This window comes from Kitasatospora atroaurantiaca (genome assembly GCF_007828955.1).
Lineage (GTDB): Bacteria > Actinomycetota > Actinomycetes > Streptomycetales > Streptomycetaceae > Kitasatospora > Kitasatospora atroaurantiaca.
This window is the reverse complement of sequence record NZ_VIVR01000001.1, coordinates 6,330,106-6,351,229: the sequence shown is the minus strand read 5'-3', so window position 1 is coordinate 6,351,229 and position 21,124 is coordinate 6,330,106. Positions and strand designations below refer to the sequence as shown.

The window sequence follows — 21,124 nt, the reverse complement described above, 5'->3', positions numbered from 1 at the left end:
CTTCCCATCTCGCGCAGTTCCCCGCGCCGCTGTGGTTACCCCTCTGCCTCAGCTGCCACCGCAGCCGCTAGGCCACCGGCGTGTACTTGTAGCCCACCCGACGGACCGTCACGATGCTGTCCCGGTAGGCCGCGCCCAGCTTGCGGCGCAGCCGGGCGACGTGCACGTCCACCGTGCGGCCGTCGCCGACGTGGCCGTAGCCCCAGACCGCGGAGACCAGGTGGTCGCGGGTGTGCACCCGCTGCGGGTGCTCGGTGAGGTGGGCGAGCAGCTCGAACTCCAGGTAGGTGAGGTCGAGCGGCTTGCCGTCCACATGGGCGCTGCGCCGCTCCAGGTCGACGCTGATGCCGCGGGCGGCGGGCTGCTGCTGTGCCGGGCGGGGTGCCGGGACGGAGGCCGGAGCGGGAGCCGCCGACTCGGCCGGCACCAGCACCAGGTAGCCGACCAGCGGGTGGCCGGACCCGGCCGTCGCGCCGAGCTGGGCGCCGTACTGCGCCAACAGGCTCTGCGGGAGCGCCGATTGCGGCAACGCCGCGACGACGGTGGCACCCTCGGGGAGGGCGGTGAGCAGTGCCTGCGCGGGCTGCGGGGCGGGAAGGTGGTGGCCGGCAGCCGGGTGCTGGGCGGAGGCGGGGTGCCATCGCTCGGCGGTCGAAGGGACGGACCGGACCGCGCGCAGGTGCGGGGTCGCGGACGGGAAGGGAAGGGTGGCCGTGGAGGAGGAAGACATGGTGCCGCTCTTTCGCGCGTGACGGGTGAAGGGAGTCGTCTGCGCGTCGACCGGGCCGTGCTGCCCTGGCTGACCTCGGGTCAGCGGGCGGAGAGCCGGGACGCGCGAAGCGAGCCCGGACACGTCTGGTCGAAGAGGTGCGGCTGCCGGGACGGCCAGAAAGGCTCAAGGTCGAAACGACCTTCAGCGCTGTCCTCGACACGGTTCATGCGGCTATTCAACCAGATGAACGGCGTGCTGCATCCCATCGCGCGATGTGACGTTCGATGGCGGCTCACTTCGCCCGCTCCGGAAGGGTGTCGACGTTCAGCAGGTGCGCCCGGACGTCGACCGGGCCGTCGGTGAGCCGCTGCTCGGCGAAGAGCCGGGCGACCTGCTCGAGCCGTACGGCGTCGGCGTCGGTGATCGGCTGCACCGGCGCGGCCCCCTTGCCGAAGTCGACCAGCAGTCCGCGCTGGTCGGCCGCCACGGCCTGCGGGCCGCTGTCGGTGAAGACGTTGAGGTACGCGGCCGGCTCGCCCTGGGCCTTGGTGCTGGCCTCGTGCAGGTACCCGTAGAGGGCCTTGACCACCTCGGGGTGCTGCTCGGCGAAGGCGCTCCGGACGGCCCAGATCCGGTAGTTGTCGGAGCTCACCCCGCGCCCGCTGGCGACGAAGTGCGCGTTGGCGTGGGTGAGCGCCGGGGCCACGGGTGGCCCGTACACGGCCCAGCCGTCCACCTCACCGGACTTGAAGGCCAGGGAGGCGTGCTCCGCGTCCAGGTACACCCGCTCGACCGCGCCCACGGGGACAGCGTTCTTGGCCAGCGCCTTCAGCAGCAGGTACTCGCCCGTGCCGCCGTGGTCGACGGCGACCTTCCGGCCGGCCAGGTCCTTGACCGTCCTGAGCCTGGAGTTGTTCTTGACCAGCACTCCCTCGCCCATCAGGTCGGGCTGCGAGACCCCGAACAGGGTGAAGCCCGGCCGCTTGCCGAGCGCACCGAGGCCGTCGGCGATGGTGCCCTGCGCCACGTCCAACTGCCCCGAGTCGATGGCCTGGGCGGAGTCGGCGAAGGCCACCGGGACGTTTGTCCAGGCCACCTGGGCGTGGACGGCGGCGAGCGCCCGGTCCAGCGAGCCGTCCTTCTTGGCGACGGCGAGCACCCCGGAGTTCCCCGGGTCGGGGAGGCGCACCTGGACCGTCTCGGCAGGCTTTGCGGCGCCCGCCGAGGCGGTGGGGCCGATGGTGGTGCCGCATGCCGTCGCGGCGAGCAGGGCCGGAGCGGTCAGGGCGAGACGGGTGAGCTTCACGAGAGGTTCTCCGCAGAACGTGGGCAGGCACGGCTGCGCACCGGCGCACTGGGGCCGGGACGCGGAAGATGACGGAACGTCAGAACGGAAGGCGGGCAGGCAGCCGGGCAGGAAGAGCCGGCCGAGCCGAAGGGATGTCTACCGACAACAGGCGCTGCAGATCAGCGCGAGGTCGATGTACCGGCGGATCGTCAACGCCGGGGTGGCCGGGGCACAGGGGCAGGCGATACGGGACCGGCGTACGGTCATGGCACTACCCTCCCCCCGGACGGTGCGGGCACGGAGCCCGATGGTCTGTCGCGGGAAGCCTTCCACGGCCGGGACGCCGGAGGCAACCGGAACCGGCCCGTAGTCCCGCTATCCGGACGCCCGTCCCGTCAGGTGGACGGGAATCCCGCGATCCGGACGATTCGCCGTCAGACGGCCGCCCGGCGGCCGGCCGCGTGCTCGACCAGCCGGATCAGCAGCTCCTTGCCGTCCTCCCGGCGCCGCGCGTCGCAGAGCAGCACGGGCACGCCCGCGTCCAGGTCGAGTGCGGCCCGGACGTCCTCGGGGGCGAACACCTCGGTGCCCTCGAAGCAGTTGACCGCCACCACGAACGGGATCCCGCGCTGCTCGAAGAAGTCCACCGAGGGGAAGCAGTCGGCCAGCCGCCGGGTGTCGGCCAGCACCACGGCGCCCAGCGAGCCCTGCGCCAGCTCGTCCCAGACGAACCAGAAGCGGTCCTGCCCCGGCGTGCCGAAGAGGTAGAGCGCCAGGCCCGGGCGCAGGTCGATCCGGCCGAAGTCCATCGCCACCGTGGTGGTCCGCTTCGCCTCGACCCCCGCGGTGTCGTCCAGGGGGCGGCCGAGCTCGCTCAGCTGCTCCTCGGTGCGCAGCGGGCGGATCTCGCTGACGGCGCCGACCAGCGTGGTCTTGCCCGCGCCGAAGCCGCCGGCCACCAGGATCTTGAGGGCGACGGCACTCCACGGGGAGGGTGGGGCGTCAGAGTGCACGGAGGCCATTGATCACGTCTCGCAGCAGGCGCTCGTCGGGGAGTTGGGCGAGCGGAACGGGTCGGGTGACGCTGATCAGCTCGGCGTCGTGAAGGTCTCCGAGGAGCACCCGGACCACACTGACCGGCAGGTCGGTGTAAGAGCCGAGCTCGGCGACGCTCAGCGGCGCGTCGCCGCAGAGCGCCAGGATCGCGTGGTGCTCCGGGTCCAGGGCGGGCTCCGGCGCGTCCTGTTCGCTCCGATCGACCGCCGTGACCAGCGAGATCAGGTCGAACAGGCCCTCGTCGGCGGGCCTGGTACGGCCGCGGGTCATCGAGAACAGCCGCACCACCGGGCCCGCGTCGTCGTCGAACCAGCGGTCGTCCACGGGCGTACGCGGGACGAACAGGTCGACCTCGGGCGGCTCGACGACGGGGTCGGGCGCGGCGTCCTCGATGCTCATCGGCTCACTCATCTCCCCGGCGGCGGAGCGGGCTCGGTACGGGGCTCGGCGGACAGGTGCTCACCGACCCGCTTGACCAACAGCGCCATCTCGTACGCGATCTGGCCGACATCCGACTCGGCCTCGCTCAGGACGGCGAGGCAGCTGCCGTCGCCGGCGGCCGTGATGAAGAGGAAGGCCTCGTCCAGCTCGACCATGGTCTGCCGGACGCCGCCGACCTGGAAGTGCCGCCCCGCGCCCTTGGCCAGGCTGTGGAAGCCGGCCGCGACCGCCGCCAGGTGCTCGGCGTCCTCCCGGCCGAGGCCGCCCGAGGCACCGGTGGCCAGTCCGTCACTGGAGAGGATCACCGCATGCCTCAGGGCCGCGACCCGTCCCACGAGGTCGTCCAGGAGCCAGTTGAGGTCTCCTGACGGCTGTGCCGTTGCGGTCATGATTCGGTTCCTTCCGCTGGTGCAGGCTGAGCTTGTGGTGCGGGTGTTGCGGGTCCACCGGGTCGACCGGGTCCACCAGGTGCCGGCCGAACGGGCGCTGCGGGCAACGCCGGTGGTACGGGTACGGAGGGGAGCGCGGCACGGGGCCGGAGCACCACGGGTGCGGGCGACGCCGGTGCGGGCGGCGCGGGCGGGTCCGGGACCACGGTCAGGGAGGCGGGCTGGAGTCGGTCGCCGCGGCCGCGCTTGTAGCCGCGCTGGAAGGACGCGAAGGTCGACCTGGCCTCCTCGGGCGACCGCTCCCGAGCGGCGTCCGCCGCCGCGTCCGGTGCGGCCTCCGCGGCTGCCGCGGCCTTGAGCTGGGGGGCGAGGCTCGCCTGGCGCACCCGCCGGGGCAGCAGCCCGCCGGCCGGGGCCGGCGCCACGTGCGCGGGGGGCGGCGTCGGGGCCGGTGCGGCGGCCGCCTCCTCGGCGGGGCTGTCCGCCCGGCGGTGGCGCCCGGTGCCGGCCGCGTCGGCGGGCACCAGGGCGGGCCCACCGGTGGCGGCCCGTCGGCGGGGCAGGCCGCCGGGCGTCCGGGCGGGTTCGGCCGCCGAGGGGCGCGGCCCGCCGGTCGGGCGGGGGACGGAGCGTACGGGCTCGTCGCCGGCGACGGGCGCGCCCTCGCTGCGCCGGTGCCCGCCGTCCTCGGCGAGCGCGGGGACGGCGACCAGTTCGCGCTGGCCGCGTCGTCCGGCCGGCGGTGTCGCGGGCGGGGCGGCCACCGGCGGGGCGGGCTCGCCCGCCTGGTCGGGTGCCTCGGCGAGGAGTTCGCGGGGGATCAGGACGACGGCCGCCGTACCGCCGTACGGGGAGGGCCTCAGGTGCACCCGGATGCCGTGCCGGCGGGCCAGCCGGCTGACCACGAAGAGGCCGAGCCGGTCGGTGTCCGCGAGGTCGAACTCCTGCTCCACGGCGAGCCGCTGGTTGATCTCGGCGAGCGCCTGCTCGCTCAGCCCGAGGCCGCGGTCGTCGATCTCCAGACAGAACCCGTGGGCGACCACCTCGCCCTGCACGGTGACCTGGGTCTGCGGCGGGGAGTAGACGGCGGCGTTCTCGACCAGCTCGGCGATCAGGTGGGTCACGTCGGCCACCGCGCTGCCGAGCAGCCCGGTGCCGGGGAACGGCCGGACGATGACCCGGGCGTAGTCCTCGACCTCGCCGACGGCGGCCCGGACCACGTCGACCATCCGGACCGGCTTGCGCCAGGCCCGGCCCGGCGAACCGCCGGAGAGGATGATCAGACCCTCGGCGTGCCGGCGCATACGGGTCGTCAGGTGGTCGAGCTTGAAGAGGTCCTCCAGCTCGGCCGGGTCCTCGGTGCGCCGCTCCATGGTGTCCAGCAGGGTCAGCTGGCGGTGCAGCAGCACCTGGCTGCGGCGGGCCAGGTTGACGAAGACCGCCGAGACGCCGCGGCGCAGCTCCGCCTGCTCGACGGCCGCCTCGACGGCGACCCGCTGCACCTCGTTGAAGGCCCGGCCGACCTGGCCGATCTCGGCGGGGCCGAAGTCCAGGGCGGGTGCCTCGGCCGCGATGTCCACCAACTCACCCCGGCGCAGCCGGAGCATCATCGACGGCAGCCGGGTGCCGGAGAGCTCCAGCGCCGCGTTGCGCAGCCCGATCAGCTCCCGGGCGAGCCCGCGGCCGATCCGGTACGAGATCACGATGGAGAGCACCACCGCGACCAGGCCGATCAGGCCGGCGATGCCGCCGCGCACCAGCTGGTTGACGGCGTAGGACTTGGCGCGGGCGCCGATGGTCTCGGCCAGCCGGGTGTTCAGGTCGGCGAGGTCGTTCAGGGCCCGGTCGGCGGCGTCGCGCCAGGTGTTCTCGGAGATGTTCTTGACGGCCTGGACCCGGTCGGGCGAGTCCTCGAAGAAGGCCTCGGCGCTGACCAGCGCCATCCAGTTGTTGCCGGTCCGCAGGTTCCGGTAGTCGGTCTGGTCCTGGGGGCCCAGCTCGGAGACGTAGACGTTGAACAGCGCCCGCTGGTTGTGGAGGCCGTCGAGCGCCGCCTGGAGCATCGCGCTGTCGGGCTTCGGCGTCAGCCGGAGGCCCTCCATCGCGGCGTCCTCCTGGGAGAGGTACTCGCGGGCGCGGGCCAGCTCGATCAGGATAGTGCCCTGCCTGGGCAGCTGTCCGCTCTGCTTGCTGACGAAGGCGGAGCGGAAGGCGAAGACCGGCTGGACCAGGTCGCTGTACTGGTCGAGCACGTACGCCCAGCTGTTGGCCTCGCGGTTGACCTGGCCCCGGATCGCGGCCAGCTGGTCGGCGGAGGTGAGCACATCCTGGAACTTGACCCGCTGGTCGGCGTCGAGCTTGCCCGCGTCCGAGCCGTCCGCCTTGTAGCGCAGCAGCTGCAGGTCCCGGTCGGTGACGGTCTGGGCCTGCTGGTACGCCTCCTTGGCCGCCTTGGAGTCGGAGTCGGCCAGCCGCAGGACGGCGGCACGGCGCTCGGCCTGGACGTCCTGCGCGTACTGGTCGGTCGGGCTGCCGAACGCGCGGTAGCCGGCGCTGACGTCCAACTGGTCCCAGACGTCGCCCGTGGTCACCAGGGTCGCGTAGACCCACAGGCTGGTGAGCGCGACGATGGGCACCATGAGCAGCGCGATGATCTTCGCGCGGATCGAGCTGCTGCGCAGACGCATGGAGTCCTCGGTCGGGAAGGGCCAGGCGCGGACGGGTGTGGGGTCGTAGGGCTGCAGGTCGGGCGGGGTGCTGCCGAGGGCAGCCGGAACCGGCCCGGCGACTCGGCCGGGCCGTTCGATCTGCGCGAGCTTACTACTCCCTGACCACTCGTTCGAAGGGTCGAAATCATTGTTCGGGGCAAGCTGTCGCGATCATCCCGATTTGCCGCGAAAACGAGGTCTGTCCGCCACCCGGCGGAGGCGTCGATGCGCTTGGCACGTGCCGATCTCGCGCAGGCGGGCGCCAGCCCTGGGCAGCGCTCCGACGATCCGGTAGCTTCGCAGCCATCCGTCCGACCGGCTCGTCTCCGGCCGGCCGACAGCTCGGGAACCACGGGATCGGGGGCAGCGTGCGCGAGTTCAGCAGCCCCGCCGCGCCCGTTCCGGCGGTGGGCGGGCTGGCCGACTCGGTGTACGACGCCGCCGAACGCACCCCGGGCCTGGTGCAGCTCTCCCGACGGCACGGCGAGCGCTGGCAGGACGTGACCGCGCTTCAGTTCCGGGACGAGGTGATGGCCCTCGCCAAGGGCCTGCTGATCCGCGGCGTGCGGTACGGCGACCGGGTCGCGGTGATGTCCTCCACCTGTTACGAGTGGACGCTGTTCGACTACGCCCTCTGGTCCATCGGCGCCATCTCCGTCCCGGTCTACCCGACCTCGGCCGCGGAGCAGGTGCGCTGGATCCTGGCCGAGACCCAGGCGGTGGCCTGCGTGGTGGAGCACGAGGACCATGCGATGACCGTCGGCGCGGTCTGCGACGCGCTCCCGGAACTGACCGGCATCTGGCAGCTCGACCGGGACTGCGTCACCGCGCTGGTCGAGGACGGGCAGGGCGTGCCCGACAGCCTGGTGCACCGCCAGCGGCTCGGCGTCACGCCGGACTCCGTGGCGACGGTCATCTACACCTCCGGCACCACCGGGCGCCCCAAGGGCTGTCTGCTGACCCACGGCAACTTCGCCGCCGAGGCGGACGCGCTGCTGGACGGCTGGGGCGAGGTCTTCCGGGACACCGGCGGCGCGGCACCCGCCACCCTGCTCTTCCTGCCGCTGGCCCATGTCTACGGGCGGGTCGTCCAGGTCGCCGCGGTGCGCGGCGGCATCCGGATCGGCCACCACGGGCAGCTGACCACCGACTCCCTGCTGCCCGCTCTGGCCTCCTACCGGCCCACCTTCCTGCACGCCGTGCCGTACATCTTCGAGAAGATCTACCAGCGGGCCAGGGAGGCCGCCGAGGAGGCCGGGCGGGGCGAACTCTTCGCACAGGCGGCCGAGGTGGCCGTGGAGTGGGCCGCCGCGCGCGAGCAGCGCGCCTTCGGGCGCGGCTCCGGGCCGAGCCCGGCGCTCCGGCTGCGCCACGCCGCGTACGACCGGATGGTGTACCAGCGGCTGCGGGGCGTGCTCGGCGGCCGGGTGCGCAACGTCATGTGCGGCGGCTCCACGCTCAGCCGGGAGCTCGGCCTGTTCTTCGCCGGCGCGGGCATGACGGTGTACGAGGGCTACGGCCTCACCGAGACCACCGCCGCGGTCACCGCCAATCCGCCCGGGAAGGCCAGGTTCGGCACCGTCGGCCGGCCCATTCCCGGGGCCTCGGTGGCGATCGGCGAGGACGGTGAGGTCTGGGTGCGCGGCGGTACCGTCTTCAGCGGCTACCTCAACCACCCGCGCTGCACCGAAGAGGCCCTGTACGACGGCTGGTTGGCCACCGGGGACCTGGGCTCGCTGGACGAGGACGGCTACCTCACCATCACCGGCCGCAAGAAGGAACTGATCGTCACCAGCAGCGGCAAGAACCTCGCACCGGCCGCGCTGGAGGAAAGGGTCCGGGCCCACCCGCTGGTCGGCCAGTGCGTGGTGGTCGGGGACGACCGGCCGTACGTCGCCGCGCTGATCACGCTGGACGCCGAGGCGCTCGCCCACTGGCTCAAGATCCGGGGGCGGGAACAGCTGGACGCCTGGGCCGCACTGGCGGACGAGGAGCTGCACGCCGAGATCCAACGGGCGGTGGCGGCGGCCAACACCGCGGTCTCGCGGGCCGAGTCGATCCGTGCCTTCCGGCTGCTGCCACGGGAGTTCAGCGCGGAACAGGGTCTGCTGACGCCCTCCCTCAAGCTGCGCCGGCAGGCCATCGTCCAGCTCTACGCGGACGACATCGAGGAGCTCTACTCGGCCTAGAGGCTCCGCCGGTACGCAATCGGGTCACCACAAGGGGCGCGGGGAACTGCGCGAGATCGGAAGGCACCGGCCTGTAGCCTCCCGCTGCGCGCGGTTCCCCGCGCCCCTGTGGTGACCCATTGCCTCCGCGATCGCCTTCGGCCCGGGCCTCTTGACGGGGCGTGTGGTCCAGTCCATTGTGTGGCACGGCCTGTGTGCGGCATGCCGCCCCCTCCCCTCCCTCGGGGAGCACTCCGCCGTTCCCCCACACAGGAGTTGCTTTCGTGCCAACGCCTCTCCGCCGCCTTGTCGTGTGCGCCGCAAGCGCGGCTCTCACGCTCCTCGGCGTCGCCGCGCCAGCCGGCGCGGCCGAGCCCGTGGCCAACCTGGCCACCAACCCCGGCTTCGAGATCCCCACGCTGCCGCTGGCCGACTGGGGATCCGTCCCCGGCTGGAACTGCGGCACGGGCGAGGCCGTGCTCAGCAGCTCGGCGCACAGCGGGAGTTCGGCACTGTCGGTGACCCCGGCCGGCGCCGACAGCACGGGCGAGTGCGGCCAGACCGTCTCGGTGCGCCCGTCCACCAGCTACACCGTCTCGGCCTGGGTCCGCGGCTCGTACGTCTTCCTCGGCGCCACCGGCACCGGGCACGACGTCGCACCGTCCTGGACCGCGGGCACCGGCGACGGCTGGCAGCTGCTCACCACCGGCTTCACCACCGGGGCGCAGAACGACTCCGTCCGTCTCTACCTGCACGGCTGGTACGGGCAGGGGGCGTTCTCCGTGGACGACGTCCGGCTGAACGGCCCGGCGCCGGCGCCCGCACGCGCCACCTGGAACGTACCGACCGGCGAGAAGCTCGTCTTCCTCACCATCGACGACGGCTGGCAGCGCACCCCGGAGGCGGCGCAGTTCATCGCCGACCACCGGCTGCCGATCACGGCCTTCCCGCTGCCGATGCCCTCGGGCTTCGAGCCGGACTACTTCCGGCGCGTCACCGCCGTGCCCGGGTCCTCCGTCCAGGACCACAGCGTCTCCCACCGCGACCTGACCACCCTCTCGCCCACCGAGCAGCAGGCCGAGATCTGCAGCGCCAGGGACACCGACCTGAAGCTGTACGGCACCGCCCCGACCGTCTTCCGCCCGCCGTACCTGGCCTGGAACGCCGACACCCTGCAGGCCGCCGCCAACTGCGGCATCCGGACCGTCCTGACCGCCACCGCGGACTTCAGCTGGGGGCAGTCGACCATCTACCACGGCGGCGCCCTGCAGCCGGGCGACGTCGTGCTCCTCCACTTCACCGACACCCTGGCGAGCGACCTGCAGCGGGCCCTTACGGCCGCCGAGGAGGCCGGCCTCGAGCCGGCCGGGCTGGTCGACCACCTGAAGCCCTAGAGGAACGGCGCCATCCGCCCTGCGCACCCCCACTCGCACGGGGCGGCTCCTCCCCCACTCCCCAGGAGGTTCCACCATGGAACGTGCCCGGATCCACCCGCCCACCCACCGAAGGCGCCGCCTGCGCGGCCGCGCGCCGGCCGCCGTCCTGCTCGGCCTCGGTCTGCTGGCCGGCGGTGTCGGCGCTCTGACGGCCGGTGCGTCGGCCGCCACCACCACCGCGCTCGGCAGCAACTGGTACGCCAGCGCCCCGTACCTGATGCCCGAGGACAACAGCCCGCCGGACGCCGCCGCGGTGATGGACGCGACCGGCCAGAAGGCCTTCCAGCTCGCCTTCATCCTGGACGGCGGCAGCTGCCGCCCGGCCTGGGGCGGCACCTCGTCCATCGACACCGACACCACCATGCCCGCCGTGATCAAGAAGATCCGGGACAAGGGCGGCGACGTCTCGGTCTCGATCGGCGGGTACGGCGGCACCAAGCTCGGCCAGACCTGCGGCAGCCCGGAGGCCACGGCCGCCGGGTACCAGAAGGTCGTCGACAAGTACCAGCTCAAGGCACTCGACTTCGACCTCGAGGAGCCCGAGTACGAGAACGCCGCCGCCATCCACAACGAGATCGGCGCGGCGCGGATCCTCCAGCAGAACAACCCCGGGATCTACATCTCGATCACCACGGCCGGCACCGGCGACGGCACCGGCTGGTTCGGCAAGCAGCTGCTGAACGAGGCCAAGTCGCAGGGCTTCACGCCCAACAACTACTCGATCATGCCGTTCGACGGCGGCTTCAACGGGGCGGCGGCGCAGACCGACGCTCTGGTGAAGTTCAACGCCCTGCTGCAGTCCACCTTCGGATGGAGCGAGGCCACCGCCTACGCCCACGAGGGCGTCTCGCTGATGAACGGGCGGACCGACGCCGCCGAGTACTTCCGGCAGGCGGACTTCCAGACGGTGCTGGACTTCGCCACCGCGCACAAGCTGGCCAGGTACACCTACTGGTCGGTCAACCGGGACCGGCAGTGCGCGGGCACGGTGGACCCGGGGCTCTCCGGCTCCTGCTCCAGCGTGGTGCAGAACGACTGGGACTTCACCAAGTACACCGTCCGCTTCGCCGGCGCCACCCCGCCCACCACCACGCCGCCCACCTCGTCCTCGCCCTCGCCGTCCTCGCCCGGCTCCTGCACCGCGCCGGCCTGGGACAGCACCAAGGTCTACACGGCGGGCAACGTGGTCTCGTACGGCGGGCACAAGTGGCACGCCAAGTGGTGGACCCAGAACGAGAACCCGAGCGTCAGCGGCCAGTGGGGCCCCTGGGCCGACGACGGCCCCTGCTGACGGCCGACCCTGCTGACGACGCGTCGGCCGCACCCCTTCGAAACGGGGTGCGGCCGACCGGTGGTACGTCAGACCCCTGCGGTGAAGGCGGGCAGGTAGCCGCCCGACTGGCCGGAGGCCTTGGGGTGGTAGCTCTCGTCGACCGGCAAGGTGGTGCTGTTCAGCCACACCGTGCCACTTGCGCAGATCTCGTGTCCTGTGAACAGGCCTCTGACGTCCTCGTAGGTGAAGCCCGCGTTTGCTGCTCTCTTGGCGATGACGTCGTCGAGGACGTCCGCCGCGCTGTTGATGGCGCTGCGCTTGGTGTCACCGATGCCGAAGATGCAGCTGCCGCCGATCTTGTACAGGTGCGGGTAGCCGAGCACCACGACGTGCGCGTTGGGTGCCTTGCCGTGGATGGCCGAGTACACCTGGTCGAGCTGGCCGGGCAGGGTGTTGGTGGCGTAGGCCTTGGCGTTCGCCACGGCGGTGAGGCAGGCGCTCTCGCTGTTCAGCACGCAGGTCTGCATGGTGCTCGCGAAGCCCGCGTCGTTGCCGCCGATCGTGATGCTCACCAGCGTGGTGCCGGAGTTGAGCACCGAGAGCTGGTTGTTGAGCACGTCCCCGGTCCGCGCGCCCGAACAGGCGGCGAAGGCGAAGGCCGACGGGCCGTGGGCGTTCTTCCAGAGGTAGGGGTAGGCGTTGGTGCTGCGCTTGCAGCTACCGCTCTCGCTGGTGTAGCTGCCGGCTCCGACGCCGGCGGAGTACGAGTCCCCCAGTGCGGCGTAGTTGACGGTGGCGGCGTTCGCGGTGGTGGCGGCGGCGAGGGTGGTCAGGGAGAGAAGGATCGCCAGGCTGGCGACGGACACGGCACGGGCAGGGCGCATGAGCACCTCCACGGGAGTGACGCGGGTCACACTTTTGATACCAGGCAGTAGCTTGGCCGGATAGTGCCCATGCCAAAGTTGTTGAGAAGAAGACGAGTTGGGGCACTGCGCGCCAGACGGAGTGTCAGCTGACGTGGCGCCGGATCACCGGGGGAAGACCGACCCGCCGGGCGGGAGCTCCTCGATCGTCTCGTTGGCCGCAGCCGGGACGCCGAGCCTGACCACGGCGGTCGTGACGGCGGCACGGGCCTGCCGCAGGCCGGGCGCGCCCCAGCCGAGCAGCTCGACCGCCAGGCCGGGGGCCACCAGGAGGCGCCGGTAGTGACGGCCGGAGGCCGGGTCGGGCGCGGTCGGCCCGACGGCGTGCAGGGCGGCCGCCATCCGGACTCGGGCGCACTCGTGACCGCCGTTGGCCGAGCCGACCCGGTCGTAGAGGTAGCCGAGGTAGTAGGGCGGGCCGATCACCGCCTGGGCCTCCTCGCCCGCCTCGCGGGCCAGGGCCGCCCCCGGGTCGCCCTCGTCCTCCGGCTCCAGCGAGCCGCCGGGCAGGCTGACCACGCCGTCCTTGGGGTTGACCAGGGTCAGCACCCGCCCGTCCGGCACGAAGAGCCAGCCCCAGGACTGCTTGACCGGCAGCCCCTCGGGCACCGGCTCACCCGGCCGCCAGGGCCAGCCGGCGGTGGGGCGGCGCCGCACGCGGCCGAGCAGCTCGGCGATCTCCGCGCTGTACTCGATGCGGCTCATTCGTCCCCCTCCGGCGTCGGGCCCCTAGGGCGTGCGGTACGTGGTCTGTCCTGGTCGGCCGTGCGGGCGGCGCCCGCACCGCGCTCCGACTGTTGATCTTCCCCGAACATGCGGTCGATGAACAGTCCTGGCCGCCGCTCGGGGCATGGCGTGCCGGTACGGCCCGGGGCGAGGGCGAGGCCTCGCCCCGGGGCGCGAATCCAGGTGGGGCGGTCAGCGGCCGGCCTCACCCACCCCTCCTGCCTGCGGGGACGGCCCCTCGGCCGACCCGGCCTGCGCGGAGCCCTCCCACGGCGCGGGGGCCTGGATCGGCAGGGGGAACCCGGGGCACGGCGCGACCGCCTCGGCCGGGCCGTCGGCCGCCCCGTCGCCGGTCGCGGCGGCCAGCACCGCCGCGACCTCCACCGCCGACATCGGACGCAGCCACCCGTCCACCAGCGCCCAGCCGTACACCTTGCGACCACCGCCCGCGCCGGCCGGGCCGTGCAGCAGGAGCTCCCCCGCCCCGTACCCGGCCACCGCCGCCGCCAGCGTGACGCAGAAGGCCTCCACCCCGCGCCCGGCGGCGGACAGCTCGCCGGCCTCGACGCGGAGCTCCCCCGAGGCGGCGAGCTCGTCCCCGTCGACCAGACCCACCGAGCGCAGCGTCAGCCGGTGGCAGCCCTCGCCGGCACCGGCCGCGAGCGCCAGGTAGACCTCGGAGACGTACTGCAGCACGGCGGCCAGCCGCTCCTCCGGCTCCTCGTCCCAGCCGATCGCGGTGAGCAGTGCCGCGCAGCCGATGGAGATCCGGACCCTGGCCAGGTGGTCCTCCAGCAGGGCGGGGATCAGCCCGGCCAGCCGCTCGCCGGTGTAGAGGAAGGGCTCCCCGGCGAGCTCCGGGTCGGCCGCGTAGGCGACCCGGGCGACCGGGTCCTGCGGGTCGAGGAGGTGCTCCTCGCAGAAGTCCTCGAAGTCGGCCGGCTCGAGGACCCGCAGGTGCACGTCCACCCCCTGGCCGCGCAGGGCGCGGAGCTGCACCTCGGTGCGCCGCAGGTAGGAGGCGTAGTCGGCCTCGCCGAACATCCCGTGGCGGCGCAGGCAGTCGTAGTCGGCCGGATCGGCGGCCACGGCGAGCGCCACCGGCTGACGCAGCGGCGCGCCCCGGGAGCGGCCTCGCCGGCCGGGCCGGTACGGACGGGTGGAGTGGTCGGCGTGCTGGTTCCTGGGGGTGTGCTTCTTCGACATGGACCCTCCCTCGGGGAACGACCGTCGGAGTGCCCGCTGCAGTCGGGCCACCGACGCCGGAAACATACACAGCGTCACTGACAAGTCACTCCGGGCGATCGTCCGGGCGCCGGTGTGAGAGCGGAACGGTCACGCGTTGTCAGTGGCTCCCGTTAGGGTCGTGCACCATGCGACTGCTGCATACCTCCGACTGGCATCTGGGCCGCTCCTTCCACCGGGAGAGCCTGCACGATGCCCAACGCGCCTTCCTCGACCACCTGGTGGCGGTGGTCGAGGAGCAGCGCGTCGAAGCCGTGCTGGTCGCCGGGGACGTCTACGACCGGGCACTGCCCGGGCTGGAGGCGGTCGCACTCTTCGACGAGGTGCTGCACCGGCTCGCCGCCCTCGGCGTGCCCACGGTCTTCATCAGCGGGAACCACGACTCGGCCCGCCGGCTCGGCGTCGGCGCCGGCCTGATCGACCGGGCCGGCATCCACCTGCGGACGGACCCGGGCGGCTGCGCCGTCCCCGTCATGCTCGCCGACGAGCACGGCCCGGTCGCCGTCTACGGCCTGCCCTACCTGGAGCCCGCGCTCACCCGCGAGCGCTTCGGCCTCGACAAGGGCGGCCACGACCGGGTGCTCGGCGCCGCGATGGAGCAGGTCCGGGAGGATCTGGCGTCCCGTCCGCCCGGCACCAGGGCGGTGGTGCTGGCACACGCCTTCGTGACCGGCGGCGAGGAGAGCGACAGCGAGCGGGACATCACGGTCGGTGGCGTGGCGAGCGTCCCGGCCGCGGTGTTCGACGGGGTGCACTACGCCGCCCTCGGCCATCTGCACGGCTGCCAGACGCTCGCCCCGCACCTGCGCTACAGCGGCTCCCCGCTCGCCTACTCCTTCTCCGAGGTGCACCAGCGCAAGACGATGTGGCTGGTCGACCTCGCCGCCGACGGCTCGGTGTCCGCCGAGCGCCTCGACTGCCCGGTGCCCCGCCCGCTGGCCCGCCTGCGCGGGCGGCTCGCCGAGCTGCTGGCCGCCCCGGAGCTCGCGGCCCACGAGGATTCCTGGGTGCAGGTCACCCTCACCGACGCGGCGCGGCCCGCCAACCCGATGGACGAGCTGCGCAGGCGCTTCCCGCACACCCTCCAGCTGCTGTTCGAGCCCGAGCACGCACCGGGCGAGGAGCATCCCTCGTACGCGGCCCGGGTCAGCGGCCGGCCCGACCTGGAGGTCGCCGAGGGCTTCGTCCGGCACGTCCGCCCCGGCAGCGAGATCGACGAGCTGGAGCGCGGCTGGCTCCGCGAGGCCTTCGAGAGCGTCCGGCAGAGCACCGACCGCGCGCAGGAGCTGCCCCGATGAGACTGCACCAGCTGACGCTCACGGCCTTCGGCCCCTTCGCCGGCACCGAGCAGGTCGACTTCGACCTGCTCTCCTCCGCCGGCCTCTTCCTGCTGCGCGGCGCCACCGGGGCCGGCAAGAGCAGCGTGCTGGACGCGGTCTGCTTCGCGCTCTACGGCGAGGTGCCGGGCGCCCGTAAGGGCAACCCGCTGCGCAGCGACCACGCCGACCCGCTGGTGCTCACCGAGGTCCGTCTGGAGCTCACCCTCGGCGGGCGCCGGCTGGAGATCACCCGCAGCCCCGAGCAGCAGCGCCCCAAGCGCCGGGGCTCGGGCATGACGACGGAGAAGCCGCAGACCCTGCTGCGCGAGTGGTGCGCCGGCCTCGGTGACGGCACGTCCGGCTGGCGGCCCCTCAGCCGCTCCCACCAGGAGGCCGGCGAGGAGATCCGCCGGCTGATCGGGATGAGCCGCGAGCAGTTCTGCCAGGTCGTCCTGCTCCCCCAGGGCGACTTCGCCCGCTTCCTGCGGGCCGACGCGAACGACCGGGCCGCACTGCTGCGCCAGCTCTTCGACACCGGCCGCTTCGAGCTGGTCGAGCGGTGGCTGGGCGAGCAGCGGCGCAGGCACGAGGCCGCCGTCCAGGACGGGCGGCTGCGGCTGCGCGACCTCGCGGGCCGGGCGGAGGAGGCGGCCGGCCCGGCGGCGGAGCCCTCGGAGGCCTGGGTGCCCGCCGAGGACGGCTCCGCGAGCAGCTCGGCGAGCGGACAGGCTGCCGGGGTGCTGGCATGGGCCGCGATCCTGCGCGGCGGGGCGGCCGAGCAGCTCGCGGCGGCCCGCTCTGCGGTCGACCTGGCCGAGACCACGTACGCGGCGGCCCAGCAGCGCCAGGAGCGCGCCCACGAACTGTCGGACCGCCAGCGCCGTCACCGGGCGGCCGTTCTGGAGGCGGCCAGGCTGGCCGAGTCCGCCGAAGAACGGGCCGATGACCAGCGACGGCTGACGCAGGCTCAGGCCGCGGCCGTGGTCGAGTCGGTGCTGCGCCTGCGGGACGGCGCGGCCGGCGCGCACCTGGCCGCCGAGCGGTCGGAGCAGGCCCGCCGGGCCGGGGTCACCGAGCCCTCGCTGGCCCGGGCGGACGCCGAGGCGCTCGCCGAGGCCGAGCGGCAGCTGCGGGCGGAGCTCGGCAGGCTGGAGGCCGCCCGGGCCGACGAACGACGCCATGCCGCGCTCGGCCGCGAGCAGGAGCAGGCGGCCGCCGAGCGCGGCCGGGCCGAGGAGCTCGCCGAGGACGCCCAGGACTGGCTGGTCGACTTCGACGCCCGGCTGGAGGCCGTGCAGGAGGAGCAGACGGCCGCTCGCGCCGCCGAGGCCAAGGTCGAGCAGCTCGACGCCCAGCGGGCCGAGCTGAGCGGCCGGCTCACCGCTGCCCGGCACCGGGACGAGCTGCGCGGCCGGATCACCGACGCCGAGCGCGAGCTGCTCACCCTGCGCGGCCGGGCACAGGACGCCCGTGGTCACAGCCTGGATCTGCGCGAGCGGCGGCTCACCGGCATGGCCGCCGAGCTGGCCGGGCAACTGCACGGCGGCGAGCCCTGCCGGGTCTGCGGCTCCGCCGTCCACCCCTCCCCCGCACAGCCCGCCGACACCCAGGTACGCGCCGAGGACGAGGAGCTGGCCCGTACCGCCCAGATCCGGGCCGAGCAGGCGCTGGCCGGGGCCGAGGCCGCCCTGACGGCCCTGCGGGTCGACGAGGCCTCGGCGGCGGGCGCGGCCGGCGCACAGAGCGTCGCGGAGCTCGGCCAGGCCCTCGACGCGGCCGAGCAGAGCCGACGCGAGGCCCTGCTGGCGGCCGACGGTCTGGGGCTGATCAGCCAGCGGATCGCCCAGCTGACGCAGGAGCAGAGCAAGCAGCAGTCCCAGCTCCGCCAGGCCGCGGCGGACAGTGCGGCCCTGAGCGCCAAGCTGCAGACCCTCGCGGCCGAGCAGCAGGAGCTCGGCCGGCGGGTCTCGGCCGCGCGCGGTGACGCTCCGTCGGTCGCCGCCCGGGCGGCGTCGCTCGGCGCGCTCGCCGACGCGGTGGCCGCGGCGCTGGCCGCTGTACGGAGCCGCTCCGAGGCGGCGGCCCGGCTCGGGGCGGCGGAGCAGGAGCTGGCCCAGGTCAGCGTGGCGGCGGGCTTCGCCGACCCGGAGGCGGCGCGCGCCGCACTGCTGCCCGCCGCCGAGCGTTCGGCCCTGCAGGAGCGTCTGGAGCGCATCCGCGCCGAGCGGGATGCCGCCGAGGCCCGGCTGGCCGAGCCGGAGCTGGTCGCCGCGGCAGCGCTTCCCGCCGTGGACCTGACGGCCGTGCAGGAGGAGCTGAGGGACGCGACGGCCCGGCTGCGCGCCGCCTCGGCCGAGGAGACGGCGGCGCGGGAGCGCTGTGCCGCCCTTGCCAGGATCGGCCGGCAGCTCGCCGAGCTGGCCGCCGGGCTGGCGCCGGCCCTGGAGCGCTACGGCCGGATCAGCCGCCTGGCCGGGCTCGCCGCAGGCACCTCCACCGAGAACGTGCTGCGGATGCGCCTGGAGTCGTACGTCCTGGCGGCCCGCCTCGAACAGGTCGCGGCCGCCGCCAGCGACCGCCTGGTACGGATGTCCGGCGGCCGCTACACCCTGGTCCACAGCGACGACCGGGTGGCCGGGAACAGGCGGTCCGGCCTCGCGCTGCGGGTGGTCGACGCCTGGACGGGCATCGACCGGGACACGGCGACGCTCTCCGGCGGCGAGAGCTTCTTCGCCTCCCTCGCGCTGGCGCTCGGCCTGGCCGACGTGGTCACGGACGAGGCCGGCGGCATGCCACTGGACACGCTCTTCATCGACGAAGGCTTCGGCAGCCTGGACGAGCAGGCCCTGGAAGAGGTGATGGACGTCCTGGACGGCCTGCGCGAGCGGGACCGCGCCGTCGGCATCGTCAGCCATGTCGCCGACCTGCGCTCGCGCATCCCCGCCCAGCTCCTGGTCAGGAAGAGCCGCCACGGCTCGACCCTGCGCCTGGCCGCCCGCGAGGACGGCTGACCCCGGCTGCTCGGGCGGCGGGTCAGCCCGAGCAGGCGATCCGCTGGGCCTGCTGCCAGGTGCAGAGCGGGCAGAGGGTGAGGCCCGGGTGGTCGGCGGGCAGCTCGGTGGGCTCACCGCACTGGACGCAGTCGGCCCGCGGCCCGGTGAGCCCGGGGTCGGCTGTCAGCGCCAGCACGGCGTCGGTGGCCGGTGCCAGGGCACAGTGCCGGGTGTCATCCGTCATGCGGCCTTCCTACCCCGACGGTCCGGCGGCCCGCAAGCAGCGCCCGGCCCTCGGGCACGCGGTCAGCCGTTCACGACCTCAGGAGCGCTGAGCCTCCTAGTGCGCGTATCGAGTCGTGATCATCGGGTGGTCCTGGTGAGGTCTTTGATCCAGATCATCGAGGCGTGCAGGCGGAGACTGGCGAGGTAGCTGTCGGGAGTCTTGTCGTATCGGGTGTCTCACCGTCCCAGTTCCGGCCTCCTGGTACATCACGCTCTGGGGCGGGTGAGGCACGTGGAGCCGACGTGAGCCGACCGGTGCACCTGATGTCCGGGCGGGGACTCATGGGACATGGCCCGGCACCCGGCTCAGGTTCCGGGGAGGACACGGCGCGTTTCGTAGGCCCACATCGCGATCTCGACCCGGTTACGGGCACCGAGTTTGGCCATCAGGCTGGCCAGATGCGTCTTCACCGTGCTGAGGCTGATGTGCAGTGCATCGGCGATCTCGGTGTTGGTCAGCCCGCGAGCGACGGCGAGGAGCACCTGCTCCTCGCGGGCGGTGACGGGTGAGACCGGCTGGGCCGCGGGCCGGCCGGCGGGCAGGTCCGCGAATGCCTGGAGCAGACGGACGGTGACGCTGGGCGCGATGAGCGCCTCCCCGTCGGACGCCGACCGCACGGCCTGGGCCAGAAGGTCTGGTCCCGTGTCCTTGAGGAGGAATCCGCGGGCGCCGGCACGCAGCGAGCCGTAGACGTACTCGTCGAGGTCGAACGTGGTGATGACGACCACGGCCAGCGGGTCGGCGACGCCCGGGCCGGCGACCAGACGGGTGGCCTCGAGCCCGTCGAGTACGGGCATGCGGATGTCGAACAGGCAGACGTCGGGGCGCAGTTCGCGGGCCAGACGTACCGCTTCCCGTCCGTCGGCGGCCTCGCCGACCACCTCGATGCCGGGCTGGGCGTTCAGCATGATCCGCAGCCCGGTGCGGATGATCGTCTGGTCGTCAGCGACGAGGACGCGTATGGACACCGCTCTCGCTCCTCGCTCTCGGCAGCTCGGCTTCGACATGCCAGCCCCGGTCGGTGCCCGGGCCGGCTCGTAGTGTGCCGCCGATCAGGGTCGCGCGCTCGCGCAGTCCGGTAAGTCCGTATCCGTCGCGACCCCGGCCGGTGCGCCGGCCGTTGTCCCGCACGCTCACCCGTACCGTGTGCCGTTCCGCGGCGACCCGGACGACGACCTCGGTCGCGTCGACCGCGTGGCGCAGCGCGTTGGTCACCGACTCCTGCACGATCCGGTAGACGGCGGCGTCCACGGCCGGGGGCAGCGTGTCCAGCTCGCCGTCGAGCCCCAGGTCGACCCTGATGCGACCGCCGGGGGTGCGCACCAGGCGCTCCAGATCCGCGACGCCGGCAGGGGGCGCCAGCTCGGCGCCGACCCCGCGGTCGCGCAGCGCGGCGACCATGGCGCGCATTTCCTCCAGCGTGCGCGCCCCTTCCTCCTCGATCCCCTCCAGCGCCTCGACCGCGGCGGACGGGTCGGTGCCCGCAAGCACCCGGCCCGCCTGGGCGATGATCACCATGGCCGACACGTGGTGGGCCACCGTGTCGTGCAGTTCCCGGGCGAGCTGCTCGCGCTCGCGGGAGCGCACCTGCTCCAACTGCCGCTCGCGAGCGGTCACCCGGAACCGCACCGCAGCCCCGACCACGCCGGGCAGCAGCCCGAAGAGGAAGCCCACGACCTTTTCGACGACCGGGGTCTCGTCCGTGAAGGCACACAGCGCGCACGCCGCGACGATCATCGCGCCGCCCAGCACGATCTCCCGTCCCGATCCCCACCGGGGCAGCGCGTACACCAGCACGAGCACGACCGCGCCGGTGTACAGGCCGACGGGCTCGCGCGGTGCGGCGACGAGCGAGGCCACCTGAAGCAGGATCACCGAGCCGAACCCCAGCGTGGCCATCGCCAGCGGGCGGGTCCGGCGCCACAGGGGCAGCAGGCACAGCCATACGGCGAACACCACCGCCACCGGACGCCACACGACGTTCTCGCGCAGAGTGGCCTCCAGCGCCACACCGGCAAGGCCTGCGGCGAGCAGCGCCCAATCCTGCCGCAGCCGGGCGGGCGCGTCGGGCGGCCGGGGTTCGGTCCACAGGGTTCGCAGGTCGTCTCGGAGCACGGTTCTCAGCCTAGGGACCGCGGCGTGCCGCGCATCGGCCGAAAGG

Annotated in this window: 17 protein-coding genes; 5 read left to right on the top strand and 12 right to left on the bottom strand. The window is 73.6% G+C overall.

Annotation, left to right across the window (positions count from 1 at the left end; translation table 11 throughout):
• Positions 1 to 67 precede the first annotated feature (67 nt).
• From FB465_RS28550 to FB465_RS28525, 6 genes are all read right to left on the bottom strand, one after another.
• Positions 68 to 730 (bottom strand): winged helix-turn-helix domain-containing protein, encoded by a 663-nt coding sequence (locus FB465_RS28550; protein ID WP_145795118.1) that lies wholly within the window; start codon positions 728 to 730, stop codon positions 68 to 70.
• A gap of 274 nt (positions 731 to 1,004) precedes the next feature.
• Positions 1,005 to 2,018 carry an ABC transporter substrate-binding protein gene (locus FB465_RS28545; protein WP_145795116.1) on the bottom strand — a complete coding sequence of 338 codons (1,014 nt, stop codon included), beginning with the start codon at positions 2,016 to 2,018 and terminating at the stop codon, positions 1,005 to 1,007.
• Between the two features lie 416 nt (positions 2,019 to 2,434).
• A complete protein-coding gene (locus FB465_RS28540; protein ID WP_145795114.1) occupies positions 2,435 to 3,022 on the bottom strand; it encodes a GTP-binding protein in 588 nt (195 codons plus the stop codon).
• Positions 3,003 to 3,455, bottom strand: coding sequence for a DUF742 domain-containing protein (locus tag FB465_RS28535; protein ID WP_170290708.1), 453 nt, complete (start codon positions 3,453 to 3,455; stop codon positions 3,003 to 3,005). Before FB465_RS28535 ends, FB465_RS28540 begins: the two co-directional genes overlap by 20 nt.
• 8 nt (positions 3,456 to 3,463) lie before the next feature.
• Positions 3,464 to 3,886, bottom strand: a complete 423-nt coding sequence (locus FB465_RS28530; protein ID WP_145795111.1) for a roadblock/LC7 domain-containing protein — start codon at positions 3,884 to 3,886, stop codon at positions 3,464 to 3,466.
• On the bottom strand, positions 3,883 to 6,573 hold the full coding sequence (locus FB465_RS28525; protein ID WP_145795110.1) for a sensor histidine kinase: 2,691 nt from the start codon (positions 6,571 to 6,573) through the stop codon (positions 3,883 to 3,885). The genes FB465_RS28530 and FB465_RS28525 overlap by 4 nt, the downstream gene beginning before the upstream one ends.
• A 389-nt stretch (positions 6,574 to 6,962) precedes the next feature.
• Here FB465_RS28525 and FB465_RS28520 point away from each other — a divergent pair, with 389 nt between their 5' ends.
• The 3 genes from FB465_RS28520 (at position 6,963) to FB465_RS28510 (ending at position 11,489) form a co-directional block, all read left to right on the top strand.
• Entirely contained in the window at positions 6,963 to 8,783 is a 1,821-nt protein-coding gene (locus FB465_RS28520) for an AMP-dependent synthetase/ligase (protein WP_145795108.1), read from the top strand.
• Between the two features lie 263 nt (positions 8,784 to 9,046).
• On the top strand, positions 9,047 to 10,156 hold the full coding sequence (locus FB465_RS28515; protein WP_170290707.1) for a polysaccharide deacetylase family protein: 1,110 nt from the start codon (positions 9,047 to 9,049) through the stop codon (positions 10,154 to 10,156).
• Positions 10,157 to 10,232: 76 nt separating this feature from the next.
• Positions 10,233 to 11,489, top strand: a complete 1,257-nt coding sequence (locus FB465_RS28510; protein ID WP_145795104.1) for a carbohydrate-binding protein — start codon at positions 10,233 to 10,235, stop codon at positions 11,487 to 11,489.
• 68 nt (positions 11,490 to 11,557) lie between these two features.
• Here FB465_RS28510 and FB465_RS28505 read toward each other — a convergent pair whose 3' ends face one another.
• The 3 genes from FB465_RS28505 to FB465_RS28495 form a co-directional block, all read right to left on the bottom strand.
• Positions 11,558 to 12,355 carry an SGNH/GDSL hydrolase family protein gene (locus FB465_RS28505; RefSeq protein ID WP_145795103.1) on the bottom strand — a complete coding sequence of 266 codons (798 nt, stop codon included), beginning with the start codon at positions 12,353 to 12,355 and terminating at the stop codon, positions 11,558 to 11,560.
• A gap of 144 nt (positions 12,356 to 12,499) precedes the next feature.
• Positions 12,500 to 13,099 carry an NUDIX hydrolase gene (locus FB465_RS28500; RefSeq protein WP_211785876.1) on the bottom strand — a complete coding sequence of 200 codons (600 nt, stop codon included), beginning with the start codon at positions 13,097 to 13,099 and terminating at the stop codon, positions 12,500 to 12,502.
• Between the two features lie 213 nt (positions 13,100 to 13,312).
• A complete protein-coding gene (locus FB465_RS28495; protein ID WP_145795101.1) occupies positions 13,313 to 14,326 on the bottom strand; it encodes a hypothetical protein in 1,014 nt (337 codons plus the stop codon).
• 167 nt (positions 14,327 to 14,493) lie between these two features.
• On the opposite strand from FB465_RS28495, the gene FB465_RS28490 reads away from it, so the two are divergent.
• Both FB465_RS28490 and FB465_RS28485 read left to right on the top strand, forming a co-directional pair.
• Positions 14,494 to 15,663 (top strand): exonuclease SbcCD subunit D, encoded by a 1,170-nt coding sequence (locus FB465_RS28490; protein ID WP_145795099.1) that lies wholly within the window; start codon positions 14,494 to 14,496, stop codon positions 15,661 to 15,663.
• Complete coding sequence (locus FB465_RS28485) at positions 15,660 to 18,695, top strand: AAA family ATPase (RefSeq protein ID WP_145795097.1); 3,036 nt, start codon at positions 15,660 to 15,662, stop codon at positions 18,693 to 18,695. The genes FB465_RS28490 and FB465_RS28485 overlap by 4 nt, the downstream gene beginning before the upstream one ends.
• Positions 18,696 to 18,717: 22 nt before the next feature.
• Here the strand turns inward: FB465_RS28485 and FB465_RS28480 are convergent, their stop codons facing one another.
• The 3 genes from FB465_RS28480 to FB465_RS28470 all read right to left on the bottom strand — a co-directional run bounded on the left by FB465_RS28480 (position 18,718) and on the right by FB465_RS28470 (position 21,078).
• Positions 18,718 to 18,921 (bottom strand): hypothetical protein, encoded by a 204-nt coding sequence (locus FB465_RS28480; RefSeq protein WP_145795095.1) that lies wholly within the window; start codon positions 18,919 to 18,921, stop codon positions 18,718 to 18,720.
• Between the two features lie 347 nt (positions 18,922 to 19,268).
• Positions 19,269 to 19,931: a response regulator gene (locus FB465_RS28475; protein WP_145795093.1), complete on the bottom strand. Its 663-nt coding sequence runs from the start codon at positions 19,929 to 19,931 to the stop codon at positions 19,269 to 19,271.
• Positions 19,906 to 21,078, bottom strand: coding sequence for a sensor histidine kinase (locus tag FB465_RS28470; protein ID WP_145795092.1), 1,173 nt, complete (start codon positions 21,076 to 21,078; stop codon positions 19,906 to 19,908). The genes FB465_RS28475 and FB465_RS28470 overlap by 26 nt, the downstream gene beginning before the upstream one ends.
• Positions 21,079 to 21,124: the final 46 nt, after the last annotated feature.

What these genes read in the sequence shown, in the direction of transcription:
- FB465_RS28550 (WP_145795118.1), bottom strand. Translation starts at nt 730, where the DNA reads ATGTCTTCCTCCTCCACGGCCACCCTTCCCTTCCCGTCCGCGACCCCG.
- FB465_RS28540 (WP_145795114.1), bottom strand. Translation starts at nt 3,022, where the DNA reads ATGGCCTCCGTGCACTCTGACGCCCCACCCTCCCCGTGGAGTGCCGTC.
- FB465_RS28535 (WP_170290708.1), bottom strand. Translation starts at nt 3,455, where the DNA reads ATGAGCATCGAGGACGCCGCGCCCGACCCCGTCGTCGAGCCGCCCGAG.
- FB465_RS28530 (WP_145795111.1), bottom strand. Translation starts at nt 3,886, where the DNA reads ATGACCGCAACGGCACAGCCGTCAGGAGACCTCAACTGGCTCCTGGAC.
- FB465_RS28525 (WP_145795110.1), bottom strand. Translation starts at nt 6,573, where the DNA reads ATGCGTCTGCGCAGCAGCTCGATCCGCGCGAAGATCATCGCGCTGCTC.
- FB465_RS28510 (WP_145795104.1), top strand. Translation starts at nt 10,233, where the DNA reads ATGGAACGTGCCCGGATCCACCCGCCCACCCACCGAAGGCGCCGCCTG.
- FB465_RS28505 (WP_145795103.1), bottom strand. Translation starts at nt 12,355, where the DNA reads ATGCGCCCTGCCCGTGCCGTGTCCGTCGCCAGCCTGGCGATCCTTCTC.
- FB465_RS28500 (WP_211785876.1), bottom strand. Translation starts at nt 13,099, where the DNA reads ATGAGCCGCATCGAGTACAGCGCGGAGATCGCCGAGCTGCTCGGCCGC.
- FB465_RS28495 (WP_145795101.1), bottom strand. Translation starts at nt 14,326, where the DNA reads ATGTCGAAGAAGCACACCCCCAGGAACCAGCACGCCGACCACTCCACC.
- FB465_RS28490 (WP_145795099.1), top strand. Translation starts at nt 14,494, where the DNA reads ATGCGACTGCTGCATACCTCCGACTGGCATCTGGGCCGCTCCTTCCAC.
- FB465_RS28485 (WP_145795097.1), top strand. Translation starts at nt 15,660, where the DNA reads ATGAGACTGCACCAGCTGACGCTCACGGCCTTCGGCCCCTTCGCCGGC.
- FB465_RS28480 (WP_145795095.1), bottom strand. Translation starts at nt 18,921, where the DNA reads ATGACGGATGACACCCGGCACTGTGCCCTGGCACCGGCCACCGACGCC.